Origin of the sequence: Pantoea sp. PNA 14-12 (genome assembly GCF_004364735.1) — a bacterium.
Lineage (GTDB): Bacteria > Pseudomonadota > Gammaproteobacteria > Enterobacterales > Enterobacteriaceae > Pantoea > Pantoea stewartii.
Window position 1 is genome coordinate 199,289 of sequence record NZ_SOAJ01000002.1, and the last position, 26,609, is coordinate 225,897.

At 54.5% G+C, this 26,609-nt stretch carries 15 protein-coding genes; 7 read left to right on the plus strand and 8 right to left on the minus strand.

Annotated features, from left to right (window positions below; all coding sequences use genetic code 11):
* Positions 1 to 83: 83 nt before the first annotated feature.
* From C7434_RS08645 to wbaP, 5 genes are all read right to left on the minus strand, one after another.
* Positions 84 to 1,220, minus strand: coding sequence for an EpsG family protein (locus C7434_RS08645; protein ID WP_006119869.1), 1,137 nt, complete (start codon positions 1,218 to 1,220; stop codon positions 84 to 86).
* 246 nt (positions 1,221 to 1,466) lie between these two features.
* Positions 1,467 to 3,644, minus strand: a complete 2,178-nt coding sequence (gene wzc, locus C7434_RS08650) for a tyrosine-protein kinase Wzc (RefSeq protein ID WP_033740496.1) — start codon at positions 3,642 to 3,644, stop codon at positions 1,467 to 1,469.
* 12 nt (positions 3,645 to 3,656) lie between these two features.
* On the minus strand, positions 3,657 to 4,091 hold the full coding sequence (locus tag C7434_RS08655; RefSeq protein WP_006119871.1) for a protein-tyrosine-phosphatase: 435 nt from the start codon (positions 4,089 to 4,091) through the stop codon (positions 3,657 to 3,659).
* Between the two features lie 9 nt (positions 4,092 to 4,100).
* Positions 4,101 to 5,240 carry a polysaccharide export protein gene (locus C7434_RS08660; RefSeq protein WP_033740498.1) on the minus strand — a complete coding sequence of 380 codons (1,140 nt, stop codon included), beginning with the start codon at positions 5,238 to 5,240 and terminating at the stop codon, positions 4,101 to 4,103.
* A gap of 274 nt (positions 5,241 to 5,514) precedes the next feature.
* Positions 5,515 to 6,948 carry an undecaprenyl-phosphate galactose phosphotransferase WbaP gene (gene wbaP / locus C7434_RS08665; RefSeq protein ID WP_133745365.1) on the minus strand — a complete coding sequence of 478 codons (1,434 nt, stop codon included), beginning with the start codon at positions 6,946 to 6,948 and terminating at the stop codon, positions 5,515 to 5,517.
* Positions 6,949 to 7,725: 777 nt separating this feature from the next.
* Between wbaP and C7434_RS08670 the strand changes: the two genes are divergently transcribed.
* A complete protein-coding gene (locus C7434_RS08670) occupies positions 7,726 to 9,297 on the plus strand; it encodes a TerC family protein (RefSeq protein WP_133745366.1) in 1,572 nt (523 codons plus the stop codon).
* 24 nt (positions 9,298 to 9,321) lie between these two features.
* Here the strand turns inward: C7434_RS08670 and asmA are convergent, their stop codons facing one another.
* The 3 genes from asmA to udk form a co-directional block, all read right to left on the minus strand.
* Positions 9,322 to 11,130, minus strand: a complete 1,809-nt coding sequence (gene asmA, locus C7434_RS08675; RefSeq protein ID WP_033740505.1) for an outer membrane assembly protein AsmA — start codon at positions 11,128 to 11,130, stop codon at positions 9,322 to 9,324.
* A gap of 14 nt (positions 11,131 to 11,144) precedes the next feature.
* On the minus strand, positions 11,145 to 11,726 hold the full coding sequence (gene dcd, locus C7434_RS08680; RefSeq protein WP_006119878.1) for a dCTP deaminase: 582 nt from the start codon (positions 11,724 to 11,726) through the stop codon (positions 11,145 to 11,147).
* An 84-nt stretch (positions 11,727 to 11,810) separates the two neighbouring features.
* The gene (udk, locus tag C7434_RS08685) at positions 11,811 to 12,452 is read right to left on the minus strand and encodes a uridine kinase (protein WP_006119880.1); all 642 of its coding nucleotides are present in this window, start codon (positions 12,450 to 12,452) and stop codon (positions 11,811 to 11,813) included.
* A 278-nt stretch (positions 12,453 to 12,730) separates the two neighbouring features.
* Here udk and C7434_RS08690 point away from each other — a divergent pair, with 278 nt between their 5' ends.
* The 6 genes from C7434_RS08690 (at position 12,731) to mdtC (ending at position 26,597) form a co-directional block, all read left to right on the plus strand.
* A complete protein-coding gene (locus tag C7434_RS08690) occupies positions 12,731 to 13,342 on the plus strand; it encodes a phosphatase PAP2 family protein (RefSeq protein WP_033740507.1) in 612 nt (203 codons plus the stop codon).
* Between the two features lie 167 nt (positions 13,343 to 13,509).
* Positions 13,510 to 16,845 carry a diguanylate cyclase gene (locus tag C7434_RS08695; protein WP_050504923.1) on the plus strand — a complete coding sequence of 1,112 codons (3,336 nt, stop codon included), beginning with the start codon at positions 13,510 to 13,512 and terminating at the stop codon, positions 16,843 to 16,845.
* 75 nt (positions 16,846 to 16,920) lie between these two features.
* Positions 16,921 to 18,273, plus strand: coding sequence for a molecular chaperone (gene yegD, locus C7434_RS08700; protein WP_054687528.1), 1,353 nt, complete (start codon positions 16,921 to 16,923; stop codon positions 18,271 to 18,273).
* 898 nt (positions 18,274 to 19,171) lie between these two features.
* Positions 19,172 to 20,401, plus strand: coding sequence for an MdtA/MuxA family multidrug efflux RND transporter periplasmic adaptor subunit (locus C7434_RS08705; RefSeq protein ID WP_039338138.1), 1,230 nt, complete (start codon positions 19,172 to 19,174; stop codon positions 20,399 to 20,401).
* Complete coding sequence (locus C7434_RS08710; RefSeq protein ID WP_033740511.1) at positions 20,401 to 23,523, plus strand: MdtB/MuxB family multidrug efflux RND transporter permease subunit; 3,123 nt, start codon at positions 20,401 to 20,403, stop codon at positions 23,521 to 23,523. The genes C7434_RS08705 and C7434_RS08710 overlap by 1 nt, the downstream gene beginning before the upstream one ends.
* Positions 23,520 to 26,597, plus strand: coding sequence for a multidrug efflux RND transporter permease subunit MdtC (gene mdtC, locus C7434_RS08715; protein ID WP_033740513.1), 3,078 nt, complete (start codon positions 23,520 to 23,522; stop codon positions 26,595 to 26,597). The genes C7434_RS08710 and mdtC overlap by 4 nt, the downstream gene beginning before the upstream one ends.
* The last annotated feature ends 12 nt before the right edge of the window (positions 26,598 to 26,609 follow it).

Genomic DNA, 26,609 nt, shown 5'->3' on the forward strand with positions numbered 1-26,609 from the left:
ACAAAGGTCGAAGAAAAACCTGTGTTCTGACTGGCAACCGCCCCTGCGTGACGCCTTTCACGGGAGGACGATCGCCGGGTTGATTAGCGAGTCAACCAAAACTCCTGCGCCACTTCGTAGCCGACAACCGCCTGTTTGGTGGAGATGGTGTTGTAGTAGAGGTAATAGAGCAGGAAGAAAACCAGCATGCCAAACAGTGCGGGCTTCCAGACGCGCCTGGCCTGAAAGATGAGCGAGGTCAGGATAATCGGCTCGACCTGTTGCAAATAGTTGGACAGACGTGAACCCGACGGGAAGTTGTACAGGAAGATCCTGATCGCCCCGCCGATAGCAAAACTTAAAATCAGCAGATAGTTAAGACGGTACTGGGCGTAATTTTCGCGCTTCAGCTCTTCCGTCAGCATGAAATAGAAGAAGATAAACACCAGCATGATGTTTTTCAGGTTCGAGACTGACAGGATACTGCCATCCATTGCGTAGGACGGGTCATTGTTATAGCCCGATGCCCTTTCACCCAGCGACCCCAGATGACCGGCAATCAGCGCGATAAAGCTGGAACCGCCGACAACGGAGAGCGGCAGACTGAAGAGAATGATAACCACCGGCCACCAGCGCCAGTCACGAATAAACAGGAACGGCACCAGCGTCACCACCATAACGGCGGTATTGTGGCTCATAAATGACAGAATAAAAAAGGTAAATGCCCACCAGTAACGCTTGAGGTAAATGGACCACAGCACACCCAGGAACAGCGCGGAGCTCAGGCCAAAGCGAATCTGGTTTATGTCTTTGTTAATAAAGATGTGCGCGGAATACAGCGCCAGCGCCAGCACCGGATAGGGTGACATCTTCTTAAAGAAGTAGGTATTTATGGAAACTGCAATGGCACAAAACACAAACAGAAAGACGCTGGCATTGTGCGAAAACAGGCTGGTCAGCCAGGCCATGGCGAAAATCAGCGGTTCGTAACGGAAAAAAGCGACGGTATTAAAAAAGCCGTTAATCTGAATGCGTCGTACGAAGTCCTCGAAGAAACTCCGGTACTGAAAATCATCCATGCCGGTGCCCAGACCGCGAATACCGCCGAAAACAATCAAAATCATGGCAGCAATACAGAGCAGCCAGGTTAAAGCATAATTTGTGCGTTCGTCTTTTTTAACCAGGATTTCGAACAGCGAAAGCAGCAGCAAAAACCCTGATATTGACCAATATGGAGCCATGGTGTGATTCCTTAAATCCACAAGTTCACATGCCAACAGTGTCCAGCGCTGATGCCCTTGCAGGGGGCTGTCTCAGCGGGTCTGCGTGAAAGACCAGGGCATGTTGATGATGAATTCTGATGATTGACGTGAGATCGTCGCTTATTGTGCGTTCTATCCAGAATCATCTGTGCAAATCGTTGCGTGTCGTCATTGCAAGCCAGCGATCAAAAGGGGCGGTGAAACCCGCCCCTTCTCACTTAGCGCTTAGCTTTTCGTGGGTTTACCGTATTCGTAGTCGTAGTAGTCGTAGCCGTAACCATAAGAGTTAGCGGCTTTGCGTACCACGGCGTTCAGAATCACCCCTTTAATTTCGATACCGTTCTGGGCAAAGCGTTTGAAGCTGACATCCACTTCTTTCGTGGTGTTAGTTTCGAAACGCGCCACCATCAGCGACGTACCGGCCAGTTTGCCGATAATGGAGGCGTCGGTAACGGCCAGAATCGGCGGTGTATCAATCAGGACCAGATCGTAGTTTTTGCTTGCCCAGTCCAGCAGTTCACTCATACGGCGATGCATTAACAGCTCCGACGGGTTCGGCGGCACCTGACCACGTGGCAGGAAATCAAATCCGTACGCGCCCTGCTGAATCATGGCCGGGCTAAACTCCGTTTTGCCGGACAGGACGTTTGACAGCCCGGATTTGTTATCAGCACCCAGCAGTTCGTGGGTATAACCCCGGCGCATGTCACCGTCGATAAACAGCACTTTCTGACCGGCTTTGGCCACCAGCGTCGCCAGGTTGACACAGATAAAGGTTTTACCAATGCCCGGGCTGGCCCCGGTAATCATCAGGATGTTGTTTTTCGCCTCCATCATGGCGAAGTGCAGGCTGGTACGCAGGCTACGAATCGCTTCAATGGACAGATCGGTCGGATTACCCAGCGCCAGCAGCGTGTCATGCGGATCGGTTTTCACCTTGTGACCACGACGTGCCAGCGCCTCGGTGTCTTTCTTACGCTGCCAGTCGGAGAGCGGTACGCTGGCATAGACGTTCATGCCCAGCTCTTCCAGCTGTTCTGGATTTTCGATGCCGTGATGCAACAGGGCTTTAAGCAGAACCACGCCCACGGAAACCATCAGGCCCAGGATAAAGCTGGCGGCGATAATCAACAGCTTCTTCGGGGCTACCGGTGCGTTAGCGGTGGCCGCCTGGTCGATGATGCGAACATCACCCACGGTACTGGCCTTGCTGATGCTCAGCTCTTGCTGACGGTTAAGCAGCTGCATGTAGATTTCCTGGCCTGACTGCACATCGCGGGTCAGACGCAGAATCTCTTGCTGGGTTTTCGGCATCTGCGCAATTTTCTTGTTTAACTCAGCCTGCTCATCTTCCAGCGTTTTGCGCTTCTCAAGCAGCGCACGATAGGTCGGGTGATCTTTGGTAAACAGCTGCGACACTTCGGCTTCACGGAAAGTCAGCTCGTTAAGCTGGCTCTGTACGCTGACGGAAGAATCCAGTGCCGATTTCGCTTCCAGTGAGAGGTCAACGGATTCATTCGCGCGGCGGAAGGCGTTCAGCTTATCTTCAGCCTGATCCAGTTTGGCCCGGACTTCAGGCAGTTGCGTTTTCAGGAACTCCAGGCTTTTCTCCGCCTGCTCAGATTTACGCTGAACGTTCTGCAACAGGTAGTTGTTGACGATCTGATTCAGCACCTTACTGATCTGATCCGGGTCTTCACCCACATACTGCAGGCCCAGCACGCCAGTATCTTTTCCTTTATCCGCGACGGTCAGGTTAGACAGGATGCTGTTAATCGCCTGCAACTCGTTCAGTTTGGTGACGGTAAATGTGGTGCCGGGTTCAGCATTGATATCGCTGACCAGCATGCTGACATCACCGTGTTTTTCAAACTGCCCGACTTTTCCTTTAAACAGCTCATCCCCGTCAGCCGAAACGGTGTAGCTGTCTTTTCCGGTCACTTCCAGCTTAACGCTGCGTTTGTCGATAGTGCGTGGGATCTCCAGACGGGAAACCGCGACCTCGCCCGGTTTATTGCCCATCAGGCGCGACAGACCTTTACCGATAACCGGGAAATAGTTCTGTGAGACCACCGCATCCAGACCAAGGTCCTGAACGGTTTTGCCCAGTACCATACGTGATTCCAGAATCTGAATCTCAGTGTCAGAAGCAGGCGTGGTCGGCATCAGCGTTTGCAGTTCATTCAGAACGGTGCTGGTGTTCTTTTGCTCGACCTGAACCATCGCATCGGCGCTGTAAATGGGTGTTGCAAACAAGGTGTAAAGGGTTGCCACCAGCATGAAAAAAGCGGTCACAGCGACGATCACCCACCGGTGATCAATCAGCTGTCCCACAAGGTGTGCCAGATCCCATCCATTCGATTCCTCGCGTGGCGCGGTCATGACTTTATTTTTACTATTCATGGATAATCCCAACTATCGGCTTAAAACGCTGACCCATTTCTGAGTGGCGTGTTCCAGTAACCCGTAAACCTCTTCAAAGGCCTCACGGCTTTTTCTGTACGGATCCGCAATTTCCTTCTGATCGAGCCAGTGCCCAAGCAGCATCGTTTTGCCACGCGCTGCCGGGTCAATGCGGTTAACCTGTTCAATGTGGCGCTTTTCCATCACCAGAATCAGGTCATATTCCCGACACAGGTTGGCTGTTAACTGTTGGGCCTCGTGCCCTTCCAGTGACAACCCGTTATCGGCCGCGACGTCAGAGGCGGTTTTATCCGCCGCGTGCCCGACGAGGGCACCCAGACCGGCTGAGGCGACAGAGAGTTGCGGCAGCGCACGTTTGAACAGGCGCTCTCCGGTAGGAGAGCGGCAGATGTTGCCTACGCAGACGACTAACACAGACTTAATCATGGCGAAACCTTAGTTCGACCAGTTGCGGATGCGTTGTGCGGCCTGCGTCGCATCGTTAACACCGGCTATGGTTGGTATCAACTGCGATATCACGCGATTCCAACGCGTCAGCGGCGTCGAGGTCACGTAGACGATATCGTAAGGTTCGAGTTGGAATTCGGTACCCATCACCATTGATGCAGCATCTTTGGTGTTCAACTGGTAAATATTGGCGATCTTGTTGCGGTCTGTGCCGCGTGTCGGACGGATAACAAAGACACCGGTCGCATCCGACGTGGTCTGATCCATGCCCGCCGCATTGCCCAGCGCTTCTGCCAGCGTCATGCCACTGCGATCCATCTTCAGGGTGGCCTGCTGTTTCACTTCACCCATAACGAAGACTTTCAAATCGTCGTTGCGCGGCACATACAGAATGTCACCCGGATAAAGCAGATGGTTTTGGCTCAGATCGCCATTCTGCATCAACGCCTGCAATGACACGCGCTGTTCGCGGCCATTATGCGTCAGAACCACGTTGCGCCAGTCGGCGTCCGCAGCCAGTCCGCCCGCGGCGTTAATTGCGTCCAGGATAGTAAGCGGAACGTTGGTAATAGGCTGTTGACCTGAGGTGGTCACCGCACCGGTTACGTAAGTTTTCTGTGACTTAAAGGAAGCAATGCTGACGTCAACCTGAGGACTTTCGATGTACTGTGCCAGGCGACGCGCGATCTCATTACGCACTTCCCCTACGGTCCGGCCTGCGACACGGACCCGACCAATATAAGGGTAGAAAATGGTGCCATCTGAATGGACCCAGTTACCGGTGTCGCTTGCACTGCGGTACTGACCAGCGGGCGTGGTGAGTTCAGGGTGATCCCATACGGTCACGGTGAGCACATCACCAATGCCGATACGGTATTCATAGTTCTGAATCTCATTTTGCAGTGACGGGTTGGCTTGTGCTACCAGTGGCTTAGGACGCATTCTTTCCACCAGGCTCGGCGTTAACGGATACACGTTAACGTACTTGTCGATGTCAAAGTTATTGTCCTGCTGCTCAATGACATCTTTTCCCGAAGTGGATAAATTTTGCCCCGGCACGACGGTACAGCCGGCCATAAACGTGGCAGATACCAAAACAGGTATCATCTTCATTTTCATTGTAATCATTTAGATCTTCGCTATCAGTTAATGTTTGATAGAGGCAAGTACGCCGCTGTGTAAGCGCTCAAAAAAAGTAAACTATCCTGACTCAGGCACTGAACATGTCGTTCATTATTCTTAGCTCCTGTCTTTTACCGATCACGCGCTTTACCCAGAAAGAAATAAAGCAAAGCAGAACATGGCTGTTTATCAATGCCGTACCGCTTTTTTTTAGAAAAATGTACCAACCCGCTCCCCTGTCATGTGCTGTCAGAGAGAGGCTGGCACCTTTTTCCTGCGGTTAATAAGCACCATCACGCTTAAGCACGACACCGACGGTTTTGAACAAAATGGCGATATCGTTCCACAACGACCAGTTTTTCACGTACCAGGAATCGAAATAGACGCGCGTTTCATAATCTACGTCGTTACGACCACTGACCTGCCACAGTCCGGTCATGCCGGGTTTGGCCATCAGGTAGTAATCCACGTCACCGGCGTAGCGTGCCAGCTCGTCTTCGATGACAGGACGCGGTCCTACCAGACTCATATCACCCCGAACGACGTTCCACAGTTGCGGCAGCTCATCCAGGCTGGTTTTACGAATGAAGTGGCCGACTTTGGTAATGCGTGGATCGTTTTTAAGTTTGAAATCTTTATCCCACTCAGCACGGGCGACCGGATCGGTACGCAGCACTTCCTCAAGCACTTCTTTGGAGTTGATCACCATCGAACGGAATTTCAGACATTTGAATTTACGGCCATTCATGCCCACGCGCTCATGACCATAAATCGGTGGACCGCCATCCCGGCCGACCAGAAAACCCAGCACCAGCAGCGCGGGGAGCAGCATGACGATGATAGACAGTGCGCCAACAATATCGAATACGCGCTTCAGGAAGCGTGACGTACGCTTAGCCAGGTTATTCTGCACGCGCAGGATCATGACTTCATGGCTGAAGATGTAGGCCATATCGGTACCGTACAGCGGTACGCCGCGCAGCGTCGGAATGACAGAAACGGAGCGACAGTTGTGCATAGCCAGTGATTTCAGCCACATATCACGGTACTGGCTTTGCTCGAATTCCACCGCCACGATGAACTGGGTGTCCGCATTGGTCAGCGTCCATACGTCCTGTTCGTCGCGCAGAACAGGAACGCCCGACATGACGTCCTGAGGGCAGGTCCCATCAACGTCGTAGAAGGCAATGACATCGAATCCCATGACTTCTTCACTTTGCAGCGCTTCCCACGCTTCCTGGGCATTTTTACTGCTGCCGATAATGATGGTCTGTTTTTTCCACAGGCCATAGTTATTTAAGACGCGTTTAAAAACGGAGCGACAGACAGGAATAATCACCAGCGTGATAAGCCAGGTCAGCAGCCAGACAAAACGGGACATCTGCCACTGAGACAGTGCCGTGATTGACAGTTCAATAACGGAAAAAATAAGAATGGTACGAAAAATTTCTTTTAATTCGAACCAGAAAGGTTTGCGATAGGTGTAATGACGCAGTCTGACCCAGAACCAGCCCACGCAAATTAGTGACAGGCAAATGTGGGTAGCAATTTTTAAATTTAATTCCCAGTCAGACATATCCGATAAAAGAGACGGAGATGTCAAATTAATTAGCATCATCGCGATAAATAATGCCGCGTTGAAACATATTAAATCAGAACAAGCCAATAATAATTTGGTGATAAGACTTTTAAACGTAAAATGGTTATCGCGCATATTTAACTCTTTATTTTATTTCCTTAACCCACCACGACCAGACCCTGAAGTGAACAGTACTGATGTTGAGCCTGAAGCGTTTCTGAGGGGAGCTCCTGCGGCATTTACGCCATTGTCATTGACTATGAAAACAATAATCCCGTACTCAATACCAACAGATTACTCTGACTTTACCCACACAGGACTGATTAAATATCAAACCACAGCGGCAAGTCAGGCACGCTACCGCCCTTGGCTGTCGGTGCCAATACCGCCTTGATAGCCTCGGGTTCTCCCTGCGCCACAAATGAAGGCGCACAACGCATCCCTTGCCGAATGCGTTTACATTCCGCTGCTTACCCTGACGGATGATTGCGCAAATTACAGGTTCAGACGCAGGCGTTAACTAACTCGTTGCTATACTAGTTATTACTGGCCTGTTTACAAGTGGACCCCGCCATCACCGGACTATTTTAGGAAAAAGACTACCAGTAATAAGTATTGAAGCCGCTCATTTTGGGTGTCAGGGAAGAAAAAAATCAGATTTATTCCATGTTGGCACCAGGATTAATCGCATAAGAAATTCCTCTGAATGGCGAGTGTAGTGACATTAATCTGCAACCTTTATCCCTTACAGTCCTTCCCGCATTAATCATTTCGTCCATTAATTCGCCTGTAATTAAAGTGGTCTGTGTCTAAATAAAGCGTAAAGCGCCTGTCATTCCGCTATTTGTCCCGACGCCGTCTGTCCACTATCATCAGACAAAGCTTATTTTTAGACATTCAGGTGAATAACGCATGCTGGAGGTAATGACCGATCCCTCATTGTGGGCAGGTTTAGTAACGCTAATCGTTCTGGAGCTGGTGCTGGGTATTGATAACCTTGTGTTTATCGCTATCCTGGTGGAGAAACTGCCTGCGGCGTTGCGCGACCGCGCGCGCATTATTGGTCTGCTCATGGCGCTGGTTTGTCGCCTGCTGCTGTTAGCCTCGCTTTCCTGGCTGGTAACGCTGACTCAACCTTTATTCACCTTCGCGCATCATGCCTTTAGTGCGCGTGATCTGTTGCTGTTGTGCGGGGGGCTGTTTTTGCTGTTCAAAGCGACCACCGAACTTAACACACGACTTGAAGGCAGCGATGCGGAGGACACTCAACAAAAGGGCGGCGCTAAATTCTGGCCCGTCGTGGCACAAATTGTCGTGCTGGATGCCATTTTTTCTCTGGATGCGGTGGTTACCGCCGTCGGGATGGTCAACGATCTGCGGATCATGATGGCGGCGGTCACTATCGCCATTTTACTGATGTTGTTAGCCAGTAAACCGCTGACGCGCTTTGTTAACAACCATCCGACCATCGTGATTCTGTGTCTGAGCTTTTTGCTGATGATTGGTTTCAGTCTGGTGGCGGAAGGGTTTGGTTTTGCGATTCCCAAGGGCTATCTGTATGCCGCGATCGGTTTCTCCGTCGTCATTGAAGCCCTGAATCAGCTGGCACAGTTTAACCGCCGTAAAGTGTTGTCAGCCGGACGGCCCCTTCGCCAGCGCACAGCTGAAGCCGTGCTGCGGCTGCTGCGTGGTGAAGCGGAACAGGCCGAGCTGGATACGCAAACCGCTTCTATGCTGGCTGACGGTGAGTCTGTTGCCCTGTTTAACCGGCAGGAACGTGTGATGATTGCCAGCGTGATGGGACTGGGGCAACGTCGTATCGACACAATTATGACCACGCGCCATGATGTTCAGCACATTGATTTAAGCGACGACCCCGACGTCATTATGGCCGATCTTGACCGCAATCAGCATACGCGCATCGTTATCACCGAAAACGGTAATGAACCGCTTGGTGTTGTCCATGTTAACGATCTGCTGCATCAGTCGCTGCATCGGCATGCCCTGGATCTGCGTAGCCTGATCCGTCAGCCGCTGGTCTTCCATGAGCGCATAACGGTGTTACAGGCGCTGGAGCAGTTCCGCCAGGCACAGACGCATTTTGCGTTTGTGGTCGATGAGTTCGGGTCGGTAGAAGGCGTGGTGACGCTGAGCGATTTAATGGAGGCGATTGCGGGCAATCTGCCGAACGAAGCCGATTCAGAGGCGCGCCACGACATTCAGCCTGACGGCGCAGGCGGCTGGATTGCCAATGGCCATATGCCACTGGACGATTTGGCCCTTTACGTCACGCTGCCGCGAGAAAACACACAGCATTACCACACGATCGCAGGTTTAATGATGGATCGCCTGCAACATGTGCCGCAGGAAGGCGAAGAGATTCAGCTTGGCGAATACCGGCTACGGACTTTACAGGTCGACCAGCATCGGATTCAGAAGGTAGGGATTGTACCTCACGTCGACGGTGCGGCGCTGAAAGCGTAATTCAGCGCCGGCTGCCGACGGTGATTACGGGTGCGTACTGTTCTTGTCTTTTGCCTGTTGACGATCGAGCCACTGATTGAGGCGGGATTTTGCCTCATTCTGTAGCCTGTCACGCATGACATCATCTACCGGCAGCGTATATTGCGGATTAGCCCAACTGCCATAAATACGGAACGGAATCACCTGGTCGGACAGCGCGGCCACCAGGTTTTCGTCGCCGCGCCAGTCGCTCAGTGTCAGGCCCAGCGTCACATCCAGCTGTTGCTGCACCAGATTGATACGCCCCTCGCCGCGCAGCGTCAGCGCCTTCCCTCCACCGTCGAGATGACTTAACGTCAGCAGCCCATTTTTCATGGCCAGTTGTCCGCTCACCTGCTCAATGCCCTGTCCGGACGCCTGAGAATCACTGCTGACACGGTCGCTGACACGTGCCACGGCACTGCGCACCATTTGCTGTAAGTCGAGCTGGGCCAGTTTCAGATCATGCGCCTGGATATCGGCCTTGCCCTGCCAGCTGCGTTTTGCATCCGCAAGCGTCAGATTTTCACCCGACAATTCACCTTTAAGGCTCAGGGTTCCCTGCAGCGACGGCGGCAAGGCCAGCGCTTTTAATAAAGGCTGGATAGCTATCTGGTTCAGCACCGGCGTAAAAGCGACCTGCGTAACAGGCTGACGAATGTCGATACTGCCCGGTACAGAGAAGCTCCCCTGCCCCACATTGCCTGATAATGTACTGAAGGTTACCAGCCCCTGTTGATTAACCGCTTTGAGGGAGAGTTTGGTCAGGTTCAGGCCACGCCAGACCGCGCTATCGGCCTGCAGCGACAAATCAAGATCAATGTCGTTAAGCGGGGAGTCTGCATTGGTCGGTTCAGGCTGGTCCGCGATGACCGGTGCCGGGGCAATCTGACTGTTTTGTCCACTCATCTGCTGGGTCAGGGTCGAGATAAACAACAGATTGTCCATATTGAGTGCGCTGGCATGAAGATCCAGCGCCAGCTTTTGCGGCGGCGTAAGTTCGCCTTCAGCGCGCCCGCTGAGCACGCTGTCGTTAGCGGTCAGCTTAAGATTGCTCACGTCAAAACGATTTTTATCCAGGTCCCAGTTGCCCTGAAAGCTCAGCGTGCCTTTAATGCCCTCTGGCGGCAGGCTCGCTCCGGTCAGGTTATAGTCGACCTGCGCCACCTGGCCGCTCAACTGATGCGGATAGCGTGATTTGTCCAGTTGCCCTTTCAGCGTCAGGACAGCGGTGCGTTGGTTACGGGTCAGACTGGTCGTCAGGCCGATCGTGGCGATTCTGGACTGATCCTGCTCCATATCCAGATTAAGATTACGGAAGGTAAAGGCGTCCCCGCCCGGCTGCTGCCAGATAAGCAGGCTGTCGGACAGTTGCAGATTGTCGATGTCAAACGACCAGCCGGCAGACGAGGTGGGTTCGCTGTTGTGGGGCGCGCGCGGCGCGTTCTCAGGTGCCCGCGCGGCGCTGTCTGGCGTGACCCGCACGATGGCATTTTTTAACATCACCTGGCTTACGCTGAGCTGATGGGAAAGTAACGGCAGAAGATTAACATCCAGACGCATGTTATCGGCAGAAACAACCGGTTGCGCCGCTCCGGGTGCCGTCAGGCTCATCCGTCCGGCGAGAATGCTGAGTTTCGGCCACACATGCCAGCGCAGGTCGCCATCGATAGTGAGTTGATAACCGCTACGCTGTTCGACCTCTTGAACCATGTAACTACGGAAGTCGTTAGGGTTCACCAGCATGATCAACGCCGTTAATCCCGCTACGACCACCACCAGTAGAATGGCCAGCGTGGTTATCACTCTTCTCATCACATCCTCATGAATTAATCTTTGTCGATACGACTGGCATCAGCACCCTGCTGGCCACGATATTTTGCATTCTCACGGCGATTATAGGGACGCGCTGCCGGACCGGAAAGCGGTTCAAAGCTTAGCGCACCAATCAACATGCCAGGGCGCAACGCCAGAGGCAGTTTGCCTGAATTATAAAACTCCAGCACGATACGGCCCTGCCAGCCCGGATCGATACGGTGCGCAGTGACGTGAACCATTAGCCCGAGGCGGGCAAGTGAAGAACGCCCGTCGAGCCAGCCCACCAGATCGTCGGGAATCGTGACAGATTCCAGCGTTACCGCCAGCGCCAGTTCGCCCGGATGCAGAAAGAACGCCTCACCTTCCGGCAACACGATCTCATCGCTCATGACGCGATCCAGCGCAGCACTGACCTCGTGCTTCGGGCCGCTTAAATCAATAAACGGCGCGGTATGTCCGCTGAACGTCCGGAACTGATTGCCCAAACGCACGTCCACTGTTGCACCATTGATATGTTCCACGGTTGGTCGTGGGGTAATCGCCAGTTTTCCGGTGTCGAGCCAGGCTTCAATATCGCGGTCGCATAATCTCATTACGGTAACTCCATGAAGTAAGTGTAGCGAACAGGGCGCATCTGTGCTTTTAACCTGTTCGCGTCACGCCTTTTGAGACGTAAACTACTCGAAAAACTGATTAATCTTGGCCTTCAGAATATCAATCGCGATGCGGTTTTTACCACCGCGCGGCACGATGATATCCGCGTACTGTTTTGACGGTTCAATGAACTGCAGAAACATCGGGCGTACCGTTTTCTGATACTGACTCATGACGGAATCCATTGAGCGACCGCGTTCATTGACGTCGCGCTTCATTCGGCGCATCAGGCAAATATCCAGCGGCGTATCGACGAAAATGGAAAAATTCAGTTCCTGGCGTAACCGCGCATCCGTTAACAACAGAATGCCTTCAAGAATAATGACTTTTTTGGGCTTGAGATGCAGCGTCTCTTGCGTGCGGGTGTGCTCAACGTAGCTGTAAACCGGCAGTTCAATGTCCTGTCCTGCTTTGACAGCGCGCAGGTGCTGTAACAGCAAATCATGATCCATCGCGCTGGGATGGTCATAATTGGTCTTAACCCTCTCTTCCATGGTGAGGTGACTTTGATCTTTGTAATAGGCATCTTCGGGAATAACACCGATGTGTTCATCACCCACCTGATCGCGAATTTCACGATACAGGGTACTGGCGATTAAACTTTTACCGGATGCGGATGCACCTGCAATGCCAACGATCACGCACTGATGGGACTTGTCAGTCATACTTTTAAAAACCTGATACTGGAGCCAGAAACTGTACGCAAACTGCGCACCCAGTTAATGGGGCTGAACGGAGAGGGTGATTTGGCGCTAAGTATAGGGATTTCGGTCTTTTGATGCCAGAGAAATGGCATGGCCGGTTTTCAGACTTTCCCCTTTTAACTCGAATGATTTCATCGATAAACTAGCCCTCTCAGACAGCATGACGATGCACAGCACGTATCAGGTCTTACAAACCTGAACAAAAAGGGCCTGGGGCCCGAAAAAAATAAAGGAAAACTATGCTCTGGAAGACCCTCACCTATTTTGGTGACAGTATGTTGTTAATTCCCACGGCGGTGATTATTGCACTGATTTTACCGTGGAAAAGCGATAACCGGCGCACCGTATGGTACTGGCTTTTTGCCTTTGGCCTGGCGGGGCTGGTCGTCAGCCTGTCAAAAATTCTCTTTCTGGGCTTTGGCATTGGCAGTGCCCGTTTTAACTTCACCGGATTTAGCGGCCACAGCGCCATGTCTGCCACCCTGTGGCCCGTGATGCTCTGGCTGATATCCGGACGCTGGCCGAGCCTGTGGCGCGGTTTCGCCATTGGCGTGGGCTATATGATCCCCTTAATGGTGGGGTTTTCCCGCCTCGTCATCCATGCCCATTCCCTCAGCGAAGTCCTGACCGGACTGCTGTTAGGCTTTACACTGAGCACCGCTTTTTTGCTTTCACAACGCGAAACCGCATTAAAAGGGTTTAGCTGGCCGCAGATTGCCGCCGCGTTGCTGGTGCCGGTGCTGCTGCTGGGACATGGACGCATCGCCACCACGCAGCAGTTTCTTGAGCACTTTTCAGCCTGCCTCGCGGGCCTGGAAAAACCCTATACCCGTGCCGACCTTTTTCGTTGAATAAGGCGAGACGGGCTCGCCTCACAGACGAGCCCGTCAATCGGTCAAATAACGCAATTTAATGATTTCCCCCCTTTTTTCTCCAACAAATGTGCTAGCATTCTTCAATCAGGATGGCTATCTCGTCACCTGCCATGTCAATACCTTGTACCCTGCTGGATCGATAAATGATCGTTGATGCGCTGGCTTCGTCAGATAAATCACCTAATTCGTGGCTTCATGCCTGCGGGCTTGGCCTGGTTTCGTTCGTCCTGACCTTGTTCTGCCTTGAACTGATCGTAGTGAGCGGCAAGATTTCGCCTTTATGGTTTTCCACCGCCTTAATGACCGTGGTGGTGTTTCGCTGCACATCACGTCAGTTGCCGTTGTTCCTTGCGGCCTGCCTGATTGGCACCGCCGCAGCCAATGCGTTTGTCATCGGTCCTGCGCTTTCAAATTTAAAATTTGCCCTGTTGAACCTTTTGCAGGCGGGCATCGGTGGCATGCTGCTGCGCGCGTTGCTTAACCGCGAGGCACCGCTGGTGTCGCTGCGCGACTGGCTGCGCTTTGTTTTTGCCACCGGCGTGATTTCGCCACTGATTGGTGGCGTACTGGCGCTGTGGGTTTTACAGGTTGGACAACAGGCCTCTTTCGCCTTCTTTTATACATGGGTGATTTCGGAAATCATCGGCATGCTCGCCCTTGGGCCGGTTCTGCTGCTGCTCTCCTGGCCCTTGCCTAAGGGTTACCTCAGGCGCGCCTCGCTGTTTGAAACACTTTTCAGCCTCGTTCTGACGCTGATTGCCAGCTATTTGTCGCTGCGTTTTTTGCCCTGGCCGTTTACCTTCATTTTGGTCGTGCTGTTCTGGTGCGCTGTTCGACTGCCCAAGGTGGAGGCGTTTGTCCTGTTCTTTCTCAACGCCAGCTTTATGGCGCTGCTGCTTTCTTTAGACTGGATAATCGTCACGCCTACGACGACGAATTACGCCATGATTGTCAGTTGGCTGCCGTTTCTGATGGTCTTAATCCCCTGCCATATTATGTCGCTGGTCATGGATGCGTTCCGCCATGAAACGCGCCATATCAGTGAAAGCGAAACGCGTTTTCGTAACGCCATGGAGTATTCCGCTATTGGCATGGCGCTGGTTTCACCCGAAGGCCGCTGGCTTCAGGTGAATAAATCATTATGCGACACGCTAGGTTATCCCGAGTACGAATTAAAGAACCTGACTTTCCAGCAGATTACGCATCCTGACGACCTGGGTATTGACGATGGCAAAATGGATAAGCTTCTGGCTGGCGAGATTTTGTCGTTCACGCTGGAGAAGCGTTACTTCCGTAAGGACCATGAAATCGTCTGGGTGCGGCTGACGGTTTCGCTGGTACGGGACAGCGAACAACAACCGCTCTATTTTATTGCGCAGATTGTGAATATTTCTGAATTAAAACAGAGCGAGTTGGTCAACCAGCGGTTAATGGAACGTATCACGCTGGCCAACGAAGCGGGCGGCATTGGCGTGTGGGAATGGAACATGAACAGTGGAGAAATGCTGTGGGATAAACGCATGTACACATTGTTCGGTTTGCAGTCGGATGAAGTGCCCAGCTTCGACTTGTGGATCAAACTGGTGCATCCCGACGATCGCGCATTTTGTGTGCAGACCATACAGCAGGCCATTGAAGAAAGCAGCGCGTTTCAAATGGAGTATCGCGTGATACGCGAAGAAGGACATTACTGGATACGTTCTCAGGCGAATCGTTTACTCAGTCAGGAAGGCCGGATCGAGCGCATACTGGGCGTTGCACAGGACATTACGCCGCTGCGTAACCTGAACGAAGCCCTGTTTCAGGAAAAAGAGCGCATGATGATTACGCTCGATTCCATCGGCGAGGCCGTCATCAGTACGGATCAGGCCATGCGCGTCACCTTCATGAATCCGGTGGCTGAAAAAATGACTGGCTGGTCACAGGAAGCCGCGGTCGGCAGACCGGTAAGTGAACTGCTTCACATCACCCATGGCCGTCACGGCGCGCCGGTGGAAAATCTGATGATCAACCCCACGCATTCTGAAAAGACTGCGCCCTATCTGTCGGAAGAGTGGGTGCTTCACACCCTGAATGGTGAGCACATTGATATCCATTACACGATAACGCCGCTGAAATCGGAATCGGGAACCGAACGCGGCGCGGTGATGGTCATTCAGGATGTGAGTGAATCACGTAAAGTCATGAAACGATTGAGCTACAGCGCGCTGCACGATACGTTAACCCGCCTGCCCAATCGCGCCAGTTTTGAGTTGCAACTGAAGCGACTGCTGTCCGATGCCGCTGAACATCAACATCAGCATGTACTGGTGTTTATTGACCTGGATAAATTCAAAGCGGTTAACGACAGCGCCGGGCACGCCGCCGGGGATGCACTGCTGAGCGAACTTTCCGATTTAATGCGTCACCACCTGCGCAGCACCGACTTTCTCGCCCGTCTTGGCGGGGATGAATTTGCCGTGCTCATGCCTGAATGTCTGGTGGACCAGGCCCGTGATGTGGTGCAGCGTATCGTGCGTGCAGTCAACGACTACTGTTTTGAATGGCTGGGCCGAGCCTATCAGGTTGGGGCCAGCGCAGGCATGACACAAATTTCACCAAATAATTGTCAAAGCAGTGATGTGTTGTCCCAGGCCGATATTGCCTGTTACAACGCTAAACGCAGCGGCCGCGGGCGCTACATGGTGTACGAACAGCATCCGCTGGCCCTGACCGGCAGCCACCATTCGCTGGATCAGGCAACCCTGGATGCGTTGCAGGTGGAACTCCAGGTCTGGGCTGTCGCACCGCCAGGTAAGCCGCACTCAGCCAGCGTCTGGTTGATTGAAGTGCAGTTGTTTACCCGGGAAGGACTGCTGGTGGATGAACATCTGCTGCGTAACAACCTGACTGACGCGGCGCTGAAACAGCGGCTGGAAGACAATATCGTTGAGGCTTTTTTCCGTCATCGCATTGCGGCTATGAGCCAAAAAGGCATTGCCTTAATTTTGCCCGTGGATGTTAACGCGCTTTATAATCCGGTTTTCGTTGAGAAACTTTGTGTCCGTTTTGCAGAATCCGGTCTGGCGAACAGTAACAGCGGTATCGCGCTGCATGCCGCCAGCGTGTTATCGGGCGGCGAGCAGCTTTTGGGCACACTGATGAAACTGCGCCAGGCAGGCTGTCGCATCGTGCTGCAACAGTTTGGCCGTAACCTGGATGCGTTTAATCAGTTAACCGGTAAAGTGGTGGACTGCCTGATTCTGGCACCCGAGCTGGTGGCGAACCTGCATAACAATCTGATGGATGAAATGCTGATTTCCATTATTCAAAGCCAGACCAATGAACGTAATATTATATTGCTTGCGGGCCCAGTCTCCGTGCCGGCCGTTCTGACCACGCTTACCAGCCTGGATGTTGACGGAGTCTGGGGCAGTGCTGTTGCCGAGCGCCAGCCGCTCAGCAAACTGAGTGAAGATCACCTTTTTGCGATTCGCTAATTCTGCCGCTCGCCGCTTGCCTCACCTTTACAGCTGCGCTAAAGTCGCCCCCTTTTTCCTGCCTGGGGGCGAAAAATGTTCATTGGATTCGATTACGGTACGGCTAACTGCTCGATCGCGGTCAGCGAAAAAGGCACACCACGACTGTTAACGCTGGAGAACGGTCAACGCCTGCTGCCATCGATGATCTGCTCCCCGACCCGTGAAGCCGTCACGGAATGGCTTCATCGCCATCATCAGGTTGCCACGCCGGACCAGGAAAGCACGGCGCTGTTGCAACGGGCGCTGCGCTATAACCGTGAAGAAGATATTGATGTTCTCTCCGATAGCGTGCAGTTCGGTCTGACCGCGCTTCAGCACTATATGGTCGATCCGGAAGATGTCTGGTTCGTGAAGTCGCCGAAGTCCTTCCTGGGCGCGAGTGGGTTAAAACCCCAGCAGATCGCCTTCTTTGAAGATTTAGTGTGCGCCATGATGCTGCATATTCGTCAGCAGGGCGAAGCACAGCTTGACCAGTCAATTGAACAGGCGGTAATTGGCCGCCCGGTGAACTTTCAGGGACTGGGCAGCGAAGAGGCCAACGCGCAGGCCCAGGGCATCTTATTGCGTGCCGCTAAACGCGCGGGCTTTCGGGAGGTGGAGTTTCAGTTTGAGCCGGTCGCGGCGGGGCTGGACTTTGAAGCCACACTCGAAAAAGAAACCCGCGTGCTGGTCGTGGACATCGGTGGGGGAACCACCGACTGTTCGATGCTGTTGATGGGGCCGCAGTGGCGTCATCTGTCAGACCGGCGGGAAAGCCTGCTGGGCCATAGTGGCTGCCGCGTGGGCGGTAATGACCTGGATATTATGCTGGCGTTTAAAGCGTTGATGCCGTTGCTGGGCGCGGGCGGGAAGACACAAAAAGGCACGGCCTTACCTGCCCTGCCCTGGTGGAATGCCGTCGCCATCAACGATGTGCCTGCACAAAGCGATTTTTACAGTACCGCCTGCGGCAAACTGTTGCGCGATCTGGTACGGGATGCCGAAAATCCTGCCGCCGTGGCGCACCTGTTAAAAGTCTGGCAACAAAAGCTGAGCTATCGTCTGGTGCGTACTGCGGAAGAGAGCAAAATCGCCCTCTCCGACCGCCCTGACTTCGCCGCCGCACTGGATTTTATCAGCGCGGATTTACAGGCCGATATCAGCGTGGCAACCCTGCAGGACGCGATCAGCCAGCCGCTGGAGAAGATCCTGGAACAGGTACATCTGGCGCTGGCGACCAGTCACATTAAGCCCGAAGTGATCTATCTGACGGGCGGTAGTGCACGTTCGCCTCTGCTGCGCGCTGCGCTGCAGCAGGCCCTGCCGGGTACACCGATTGCTGGCGGAGATGACTTTGCCTCAGTGACCGCTGGTCTGGCGCGCTGGGCTGAGGTGATGTTTGCCTGACAGCGGGGGGAGTCGAATAAAGTGCAGCACTCTCGGCGGGTGAAATCGCCTGAAGGGGCATTTTGGCTTCGGCTCCCTTTCCTTCGTTTGCCTTTACCGCGAAGACGTCAGGCTGAGCTGCTTTGGGATGCTAACCCATTGTTGTGATGTCGGCGGGTGAGATCGCCAGAAGAGGCACTTTGGCTTCGGCGGTCCTCGCGCCGCTCACGCGGTGCCTTCAGGGCGCTCAGCGCTGCGGAATACCTCGCGGAAAATGCCCCTTCTGGCTTTGTCAGTTTGTTCGCGGGTAAAGCGACACAGTATGTGAGCCCGTGCTTTCTTTTGCGGTGAAGGCAAAACGAATGCAGTGCCTGTCCTCAGAAAAAAGCCCTTCTGCCCTTTAATCTTGAGCGGGGTTAAAGCGGCACCATGCGTCAGCCGGTTCTGCCGCGTTAAGGATAGCGCCCAGTCCGGCAATACACGTTACTGACGGACCCGGCGGTATCGAAGATGATGCTTATTCCTCTTTGCGCCGCGCCCCCTTGCTCAGCGCTCAATGTCTCAGCAGGCATAACGTAAGGTTAAACGCTGACCTTCTTCATGCTGCGCACGGCTGCGTAAAGCGCTGGGTGATGAATGTGTCATCTTCCTGAAGGATAAGTTGTTTTTAATCCTGTATTTCCTGGTCAGGCAGGATATGATCCGGCGCGCTGTGGTCAGCGTAGTCCGCCTTGTTTCACATCAAATCTGACTCTTTGCCAACGCCGTTTTTTCAAAAAACCGACATACTTACGGTGCGCTGACAGATATCCTTAATTCCTTCAAATTTTTACCCGCAGGGACGACTACAATTCGTGGTTTGCAGGCTAACGTTTACGCCCGCGTCCTGGAACGATATCGCTGGAGAGCAACAATAACAATGAACAACCGACATCCTGGAATGAAAAAAGGCCTGATTTTAGCGGTGGTTATTGCCGCTGCTGCAGGCGGTTACTACTGGTGGAAGCATCCAGCCCAACCCGCAGGCAACGAAACATCCAGCCAGTCAGAACACGGCAAAAGAGGCAACGGTGGACATAAACCGCTTGCGCCCGTGCAGGCTGCCAGCGCTGTAACAGAAAGTGTGCCGCAATACCTTAGCGGTTTGGGTACGGTGACCGCAGCCAATACCGTAACGGTACGCAGCCGGGTAGATGGTAACCTGGTGGCCATCCATTTCACGGAAGGCCAGCAGGTCAAAGCCGGCGATCTGCTGGCAGAGATCGATCCGCGTCCCTATCAGGTCGCCCTGATGCAGGCTCAAGGCCAGCTGGCGCGCGATCAGGCTACGCTTGCGAACGCCCGCCGTGATTTAGCCCGTTACCAGAAGCTGGCGAAAACCTCGCTGGTATCCCAGCAGGATCTGGATACGCAAAACGCGCTGGTCAGTGAAACCCTGGGCACGATTAAGGCCGACGAAGGCAGCGTTGCCAGCGCACAGCTGAACCTGACTTACAGCCGAATTACGTCCCCGATTGCGGGTCGCGTCGGCCTGAAGCAGGTTGATATTGGTAACTACATCACCAGCGGTGATACCAATGGTCTGGTGGTGATTACTCAGACGCATCCGGTGGATGTCGTCTTTAGCGTCGCCGAAAACAATATCAGCCAGATCATGCAGGCGCAGAAAAGTGGCGAACCGTTGCTGGTGGAAGCCTGGGACCGCAGCAATCAACACCTGATTGCGCGCGGAAAACTGCTCAGTCTGGATAACCAGATCGACGTCACGACAGGCACCATTAAAATCAAAGCGCGTTTTGATAATCAGGATGACCTGCTTTTCCCTAATCAGTTCGTCAACGCCCGGCTGAAGGTGAATACGTTGCAGGATGCCGTCGTGATTCCGGTAGCCGCGTTACAGATGGGCAACGAAGGCCACTTTGTCTGGGTGATTAACAGCGAAAATAAGGTGAGTAAGAAAACCGTGACCGCCGGTTTCCAGGACAGTCAGAAAGTGGTCATCAATGCCGGACTGAGCGCGGGCGACCGCGTGGTAACGGATGGCCTTGACCGCCTGACAGAGGGGGCAAAAGTGGAAGTGGTTGCAGCACAGAGCAGTGCAACTAAACAGAGCCGCGCCAGCTTGCCATCCAAAGGAGAGTCAGAGTAATGCAGGTTATGCCTCCTGACCGCAGCGGAGGACCGTCACGCCAGTTTATTCTGCGCCCGGTCGCGACGACGTTACTGATGATTGCTATTCTGCTGGCGGGGATTCTGGGTTACCGCTTTTTGCCGGTGTCAGCGTTACCCGAAGTGGACTATCCGACCATTCAGGTTGTTACCCTGTATCCCGGTGCCAGTCCGGATGTGGTGACGTCGTCGATTACAGCGCCTCTTGAACGTCAGTTCGGTCAGATGTCCGGTCTTAAGCAGATGGCCTCGCAAAGTTCTGGCGGCGCCTCGGTGGTGACGCTGCAGTTCCAGCTCTCGCTGCCGCTCGATGTCGCAGAACAGGAAGTGCAGGCGGCGATTAACTCTGCCTCTAACCTGCTGCCCAGCGATTTGCCGAATCCGCCGGTTTACAGCAAAGTTAACCCGGCGGATCCGCCCATCATGACGCTCGCCGTCACCACCACCAGCATGCCCTTAACCCAGGTACAGGACATGGTGGAAACACGCGTCGCGCAGAAAATTTCCCAGGTGACCGGCGTCGGCCTGGTCACGTTGACCGGCGGCCAGCGTCCCGCTGTGCGCGTTAAGATGAACACCCAGGCATTAGCCTCTATGGGCCTGACCAGCGAAATGGTGCGTACGGCGATCACCAACGCCAACGTAAATTCCGCGAAAGGCAGTCTTGATGGTCCGACCCGCTCGGTTACGCTGTCAGCCAACGATCAGATGAAATCGGTCGAGGATTACCGCCAGCTGATCGTCAGTTATAAAAATGGCGCGCCAGTGCGGCTGGCCGATGTGGCTACGATTGAACAGGGTGCCGAAAACAGCTGGCTGGGTGCCTGGTCTAACCGTGAACCCGCCATCGTACTGAATGTGCAGCGCCAGCCGGGTGCCAATATTATTGCAACCGCCGACAATATTCGCGCCATGCTGCCCGGGCTGATTGCCAGCCTGCCCAAATCCGTCGATGTCAAACTGGTCACCGATCGCACCACCAATATCCGCGCGTCCGTCACCGATACGCAGCATGAGCTGATGCTGGCAATGGCGCTCGTGGTGATGATCATCTACCTGTTCTTGCGTAATGTGCCCGCGACCATCATTCCGGCCGTGGCTGTTCCGCTGTCGCTTATTGGCACCTTTGCGGCAATGTATTTCCTGGGCTTTTCCATCAATAATCTGACGCTGATGGCGCTGACCATCGCCACAGGCTTTGTGGTGGACGATGCCATCGTGGTGATTGAGAATATCTCGCGCTATATCGAAAAAGGGGAAAAGCCGATGACAGCGGCCCTGAAAGGGGCAGGCGAAATTGGCTTTACCATTATTTCGTTAACGTTTTCACTGATTGCGGTATTGATTCCGCTGCTGTTCATGGGCGACGTGATTGGTCGCCTGTTCCGCGAATTTGCGGTGACGCTGGCGGTGGCAATTCTGATCTCGGCGGTGGTCTCGCTCACCCTGACGCCGATGATGTGTGCCCGCATGCTCAGCGCCGAGTCACTGCGTAAGCAGAACCGCTTTTCCCGTGCCAGCGAAGCGATGTTCGATCGCATCATTGCCGTTTATGGTCGTGGGCTGCGCCGGGTGCTGAATCACCCCTGGCTGACGCTGTCCGTGGCGCTCGGCACGTTGCTGCTGACGGTTTTGCTGTGGATGGCCATTCCTAAAGGTTTCTTTCCGCAGCAGGACAACGGCATTATCCAGGGAACGCTGGAGGCACCGCAGTCGGTATCCTACGCCAGTATGGCGGAGCGGACACGCGATGTTGCCTCTGTGATTATGAAAGATCCGGCTGTACAGAGTCTGACCTCGTTCGTGGGCGTGGATGGCACCAATCCGTCACTCAACAGCGCCCGGTTGCAGATTAACCTCAAACCGCTGGATATGCGCAGCGAGCGTATTCCGGAGATTCAGCAGCGGCTGCAAGCGCAGATCAGCAAAATTCCTGGCGTCACCTTGTGGTTGCAGGCGGTGCAGGACCTGACAATTGACACCCAGGCCAGCCGTACGCCGTATCAGTTTACTCTGCAGTCCGGTTCGCTGGATTCGCTCAGCACCTGGGTCCCTGCCCTGCTTAACGCCCTGCAGAAACACCCTGCGCTACGTGACGTCAGCAGTGACTGGCAGGACCAGGGCCTGGAAGCCTATATCAAAGTGGACCGCGACAGTGCCAGCCGGCTGGGCATCAGCATGGCGGACGTAGATAACGCGCTGTATGACGCCTTTGGTCAGCGGCTGATCTCCACGATTTATACTCAGGCGAATCAGTACCGCGTGGTGCTGGAACAGGACAACAGCACCATGCCGGGCCTGCAAAGCCTGGACGGTATTCGTCTGAACAGCACTGATGGTGGCAGCGTGCCGTTGAGCGCGATCGCCAGCATTGCCCAGCGCCATGCGCCTTTAACGATTAACCACCTGAGTCAGTTCCCCTCCGCCACCTTCTCTTTCAATGTGGCGAAGGGCTATTCGCTGGAAGATGCGACCAAAGCGATCAATCAGGCAGAGACGGAACTGGGGATGCCGTCAGAGGTGATGACGCAGTTCCAGGGCAGCACGCTGGCTTTCGAGGCTGCCCTGACCAGTACCGTCTGGCTGATTGTGGCGGCAGTCGTGGCGATGTATATCGTGCTCGGCGTGCTGTATGAGAGCTTTATCCATCCCATCACCATTCTCTCCACGTTGCCCACGGCGGGCGTCGGTGCGCTGCTGGCGCTGATGATAAGTGGGAATGAGCTGGATATTGTTGCCATCATCGGCATCATTCTGCTCATTGGTATTGTGAAAAAGAACGCCATTATGATGATCGACTTCGCGTTAGCGGCGGAACGTGAACAGGGCATGAAGCCCTATGATGCGATTTATCAGGCCTGCCTGCTGCGTTTCCGACCGATTCTGATGACGACGCTGGCCGCCCTGCTGGGTGCATTACCGCTGATGCTCAGCACTGGCGTGGGTGCAGAGCTGAGGCAGCCGCTGGGGATCGCCATGGTCGGCGGCCTGATTCTGAGCCAGATTCTGACGCTGTTTACCACGCCGGTAATCTACCTGCTGTTTGACCGCCTGGCGCATAACCTGCGTCGTCGCCTGGGTCAGACGGAGGCGCAGCCGTGAAGTTTTTTGCTTTGTTTATCCATCGTCCGGTCGCCACGACGCTACTGACGCTGGCCATTGCGCTGGCGGGCATTCTGGGCTTCCGCCTGCTGCCGGTGGCGCCGCTGCCGCAGGTGGATTTTCCGGTCATTATGGTGTCAGCGTCCCTGCCAGGAGCCTCGCCCGAAACGATGGCGTCTTCGGTCGCCACGCCGCTGGAGCGCTCGCTGGGCCGAATTGCAGGCGTCAGTGAAATGACCTCGACCAGTTCGCTGGGATCGACCCGCATTATTATGGTGTTCGATTTTAATCGTGATATTAACGGCGCGGCACGTGATGTACAGGCGGCCATTAACGCGGCGCAGAGCCTGCTCCCTACCGGCATGCCGTCGCGTCCGACCTACCGCAAAGCCAACCCGTCTGACGCGCCGATCATGATTATGACGCTGACGTCAGATCTGTACACGCCAGCCCAGCTTTATGATTATGCGTCGACACAGCTGGCACAGAAGCTGTCGCAGATTAATGGCGTGGGCGATGTCACCGTGGGCGGCAGCTCGCTGCCCGCAGTGCGCGTGGCGCTCAATCCGCAGGCGTTATTTAATCAGGGCGTGTCGCTGGATGCGGTGCGTCAGACCATCGCTAACGCTAACCAGCGCCGTCCGCAGGGCGCGCTGGAAGACGGGCAACAGCGCTGGCAGTTACGGACCAACGATGCATTACAAACTGCCCGGGAATACCAGCCGCTGATCGTGCAATACAACAACGGCGCGGCAGTACGGTTGTCCGATGTCGCCACCGTTGAGGACTCCGTGCAGGATGTGCGCAACGCCGGTATGTCGCGGGGCAAACCGGCCGTTTTGCTGGTGATTCGCAAAACGGCGGATGCGAACGTGATTGAGACGGTTGATCGTATTCGCGCTGAACTGCCCGAACTGCACGAAATCATCCCGACGGCGATCGATCTGCAGATTGCCCAGGATCGCTCACCCACCATCCGCGCGTCGCTCGAAGAAGTTGAGCAGTCGCTAATTATCGCCGTTGGCCTGGTCATTCTGGTGGTGTTTGTTTTCCTGCGCTCAGGTCGCGCCACGCTGATTCCGGCGGCGGCCGTGCCGGTCTCGCTGATTGGCACCTTTGCCGCCATGTATTTGTGCGGCTTTAGCCTGAACAATCTGTCGTTGATGGCGCTGACCATCGCCACCGGCTTTGTCGTGGACGATGCCATTGTGGTGCTGGAAAACATTGCCCGTCATGTTGAATCGGGCATGAAACCGCTGGCCGCCGCGCTCAAAGGCGTGCGTGAAGTGGGCTTTACGGTGCTGTCGATGAGCCTGTCGCTGATCGCGGTCTTCCTGCCGCTGCTGATGACAGGCGGATTGATTGGCCGTTTCTTCGCGGAGTTTTCCATCACCCTGTCGGTTGCTATTCTGATCTCGCTGTTTGTGTCCATCACGCTGACGCCCATGATGTGTGCTTACCTGCTGAAACCCCATGCGCCGCGCAGTCAGCCGCGGCGACGGGGCATTGGCCGCCTGCTGCTGGCGGTACAACAGGGTTATGCCCGCTCTCTGAACGTCGTGCTGAACCATGCGCGCTGGGTCATCCTGTTGCTCGTGGGCACTGTCGCCCTGACGGTATGGCTGTTCATCAGTATTCCCAAAACCTTTTTGCCCGAGCAGGATACCGGCCGCCTGTCCGGCTTTATTTCTGCCGACCAAAGCATTTCGTTTCAGGCGATGCGCGGTAAGTTGCAGGACTTCATGAAAATCGTGGGGGCCGATCCGGATGTCTCAAGCGTGGTGGGCTTTACCGGCGGCATGCGCACCAATATGGGCCTGATGTTTATCTCCCTGAAACCCTTGTCCGAACGCAAAGATAATGCACAGGCGGTGATTGCCCGCCTGCGTACCAAGCTGGCAAAGGAGCCCGGTGCCAACCTGTATCTTAATGCGGTGCAGGATATCCGGGTGGGCGGTCGCGAAGCCAACGCCAGCTATCAGTATTCTCTGTTAACAGACGATCTGGCTGCGCTGCGCACCTGGGAACCGAAAATTCGTCAGGCCTTTAGCGCCCTGCCGGAACTGGCCGACGTTAACTCCGATCAGCAGGATCAGGGCAGCGAAATGGCCCTGACGTATGACCGGGCCAGCATGGCGCGGCTGGGCATTAATGTTTCCGAAGCGAATGCGTTGCTCAACGATGCGTTTGGTCAGCGTCAGATTTCCACCATCTATCAGCCGCTGAACCAGTACAAGGTCGTCATGGAAGTGGATCCGCGCTATACCCAGGACATCAGTTCACTGGATCAGATGTTTGTGATTAACAGCGACGGCAAACCCATCCCGCTCTCCTGGTTCGCCAAATGGCAACCGGCCAACGCGCCGCTGTCGGTTAATCATCAGGGCTTGTCTGCCGCGTCAACCCTCTCCTTTAACCTGCCAGAAGGTGTGTCGCTGTCCCAGGCATCCGAGGCGATCGATCGCACTATGACGGCGCTTGGCGTACCGTCCAGCGTGCGCGGCAGCTTTGCCGGCACCGCACAGGCGTTCCAGCAATCGCAAAGCAGTCAACTCTGGTTGATGCTGGCTGCGGTTGCGGCAGTTTATATCGTGCTGGGGATTCTCTACGAAAGCTATGTGCACCCGTTGACCATTCTTTCGACGCTGCCGTCTGCGGGCGTCGGTGCCCTGCTGGCGCTGGAGCTGTTTGATACGCCGTTCAGCCTGATTGCCTTGATCGGGATTCTGTTGTTGATCGGGATAGTAAAAAAGAACGCCATCATGATGGTCGACTTTGCGCTTGACGCAGAACGCAACGGCAATCTGAGCGCCCGCGAGGCGATTTTCCAGGCCTGCCTGTTACGCTTCCGCCCTATCCTGATGACCACGCTGGCGGCCCTGTTTGGCGCGTTACCGCTGGTGCTGACCAGCGGAGACGGCGCCGAGCTGCGTCAGCCGTTGGGCATCACCATTGCCGGCGGCTTGATCATGAGCCAGCTCCTCACGCTGTATACCACGCCGGTGGTGTACTTAATGATGGACAAACTGCGACGTAAAACGCGCACCCAGAGGATGAATGCCACTCAGCATTAAGGGGTAAATATC

Bases quoted from the DNA above. Each gene is read 5' to 3' on its own strand.
- C7434_RS08660 (WP_033740498.1), bottom strand. From the start codon at position 5,240: ATGATTACAATGAAAATGAAGATGATACCTGTTTTGGTATCTGCCACG.
- C7434_RS08645 (WP_006119869.1), bottom strand. From the start codon at position 1,220: ATGGCTCCATATTGGTCAATATCAGGGTTTTTGCTGCTGCTTTCGCTG.
- C7434_RS08710 (WP_033740511.1), top strand. From the start codon at position 20,401: ATGCAGGTTATGCCTCCTGACCGCAGCGGAGGACCGTCACGCCAGTTT.
- wzc (WP_033740496.1), bottom strand. From the start codon at position 3,644: ATGAATAGTAAAAATAAAGTCATGACCGCGCCACGCGAGGAATCGAAT.
- C7434_RS08695 (WP_050504923.1), top strand. From the start codon at position 13,510: ATGATCGTTGATGCGCTGGCTTCGTCAGATAAATCACCTAATTCGTGG.
- C7434_RS08705 (WP_039338138.1), top strand. From the start codon at position 19,172: ATGAACAACCGACATCCTGGAATGAAAAAAGGCCTGATTTTAGCGGTG.
- yegD (WP_054687528.1), top strand. From the start codon at position 16,921: ATGTTCATTGGATTCGATTACGGTACGGCTAACTGCTCGATCGCGGTC.
- asmA (WP_033740505.1), bottom strand. From the start codon at position 11,130: ATGAGAAGAGTGATAACCACGCTGGCCATTCTACTGGTGGTGGTCGTA.
- C7434_RS08690 (WP_033740507.1), top strand. From the start codon at position 12,731: ATGCTCTGGAAGACCCTCACCTATTTTGGTGACAGTATGTTGTTAATT.
- C7434_RS08670 (WP_133745366.1), top strand. From the start codon at position 7,726: ATGCTGGAGGTAATGACCGATCCCTCATTGTGGGCAGGTTTAGTAACG.
- dcd (WP_006119878.1), bottom strand. From the start codon at position 11,726: ATGAGATTATGCGACCGCGATATTGAAGCCTGGCTCGACACCGGAAAA.
- udk (WP_006119880.1), bottom strand. From the start codon at position 12,452: ATGACTGACAAGTCCCATCAGTGCGTGATCGTTGGCATTGCAGGTGCA.
- C7434_RS08655 (WP_006119871.1), bottom strand. From the start codon at position 4,091: ATGATTAAGTCTGTGTTAGTCGTCTGCGTAGGCAACATCTGCCGCTCT.
- wbaP (WP_133745365.1), bottom strand. From the start codon at position 6,948: ATGCGCGATAACCATTTTACGTTTAAAAGTCTTATCACCAAATTATTA.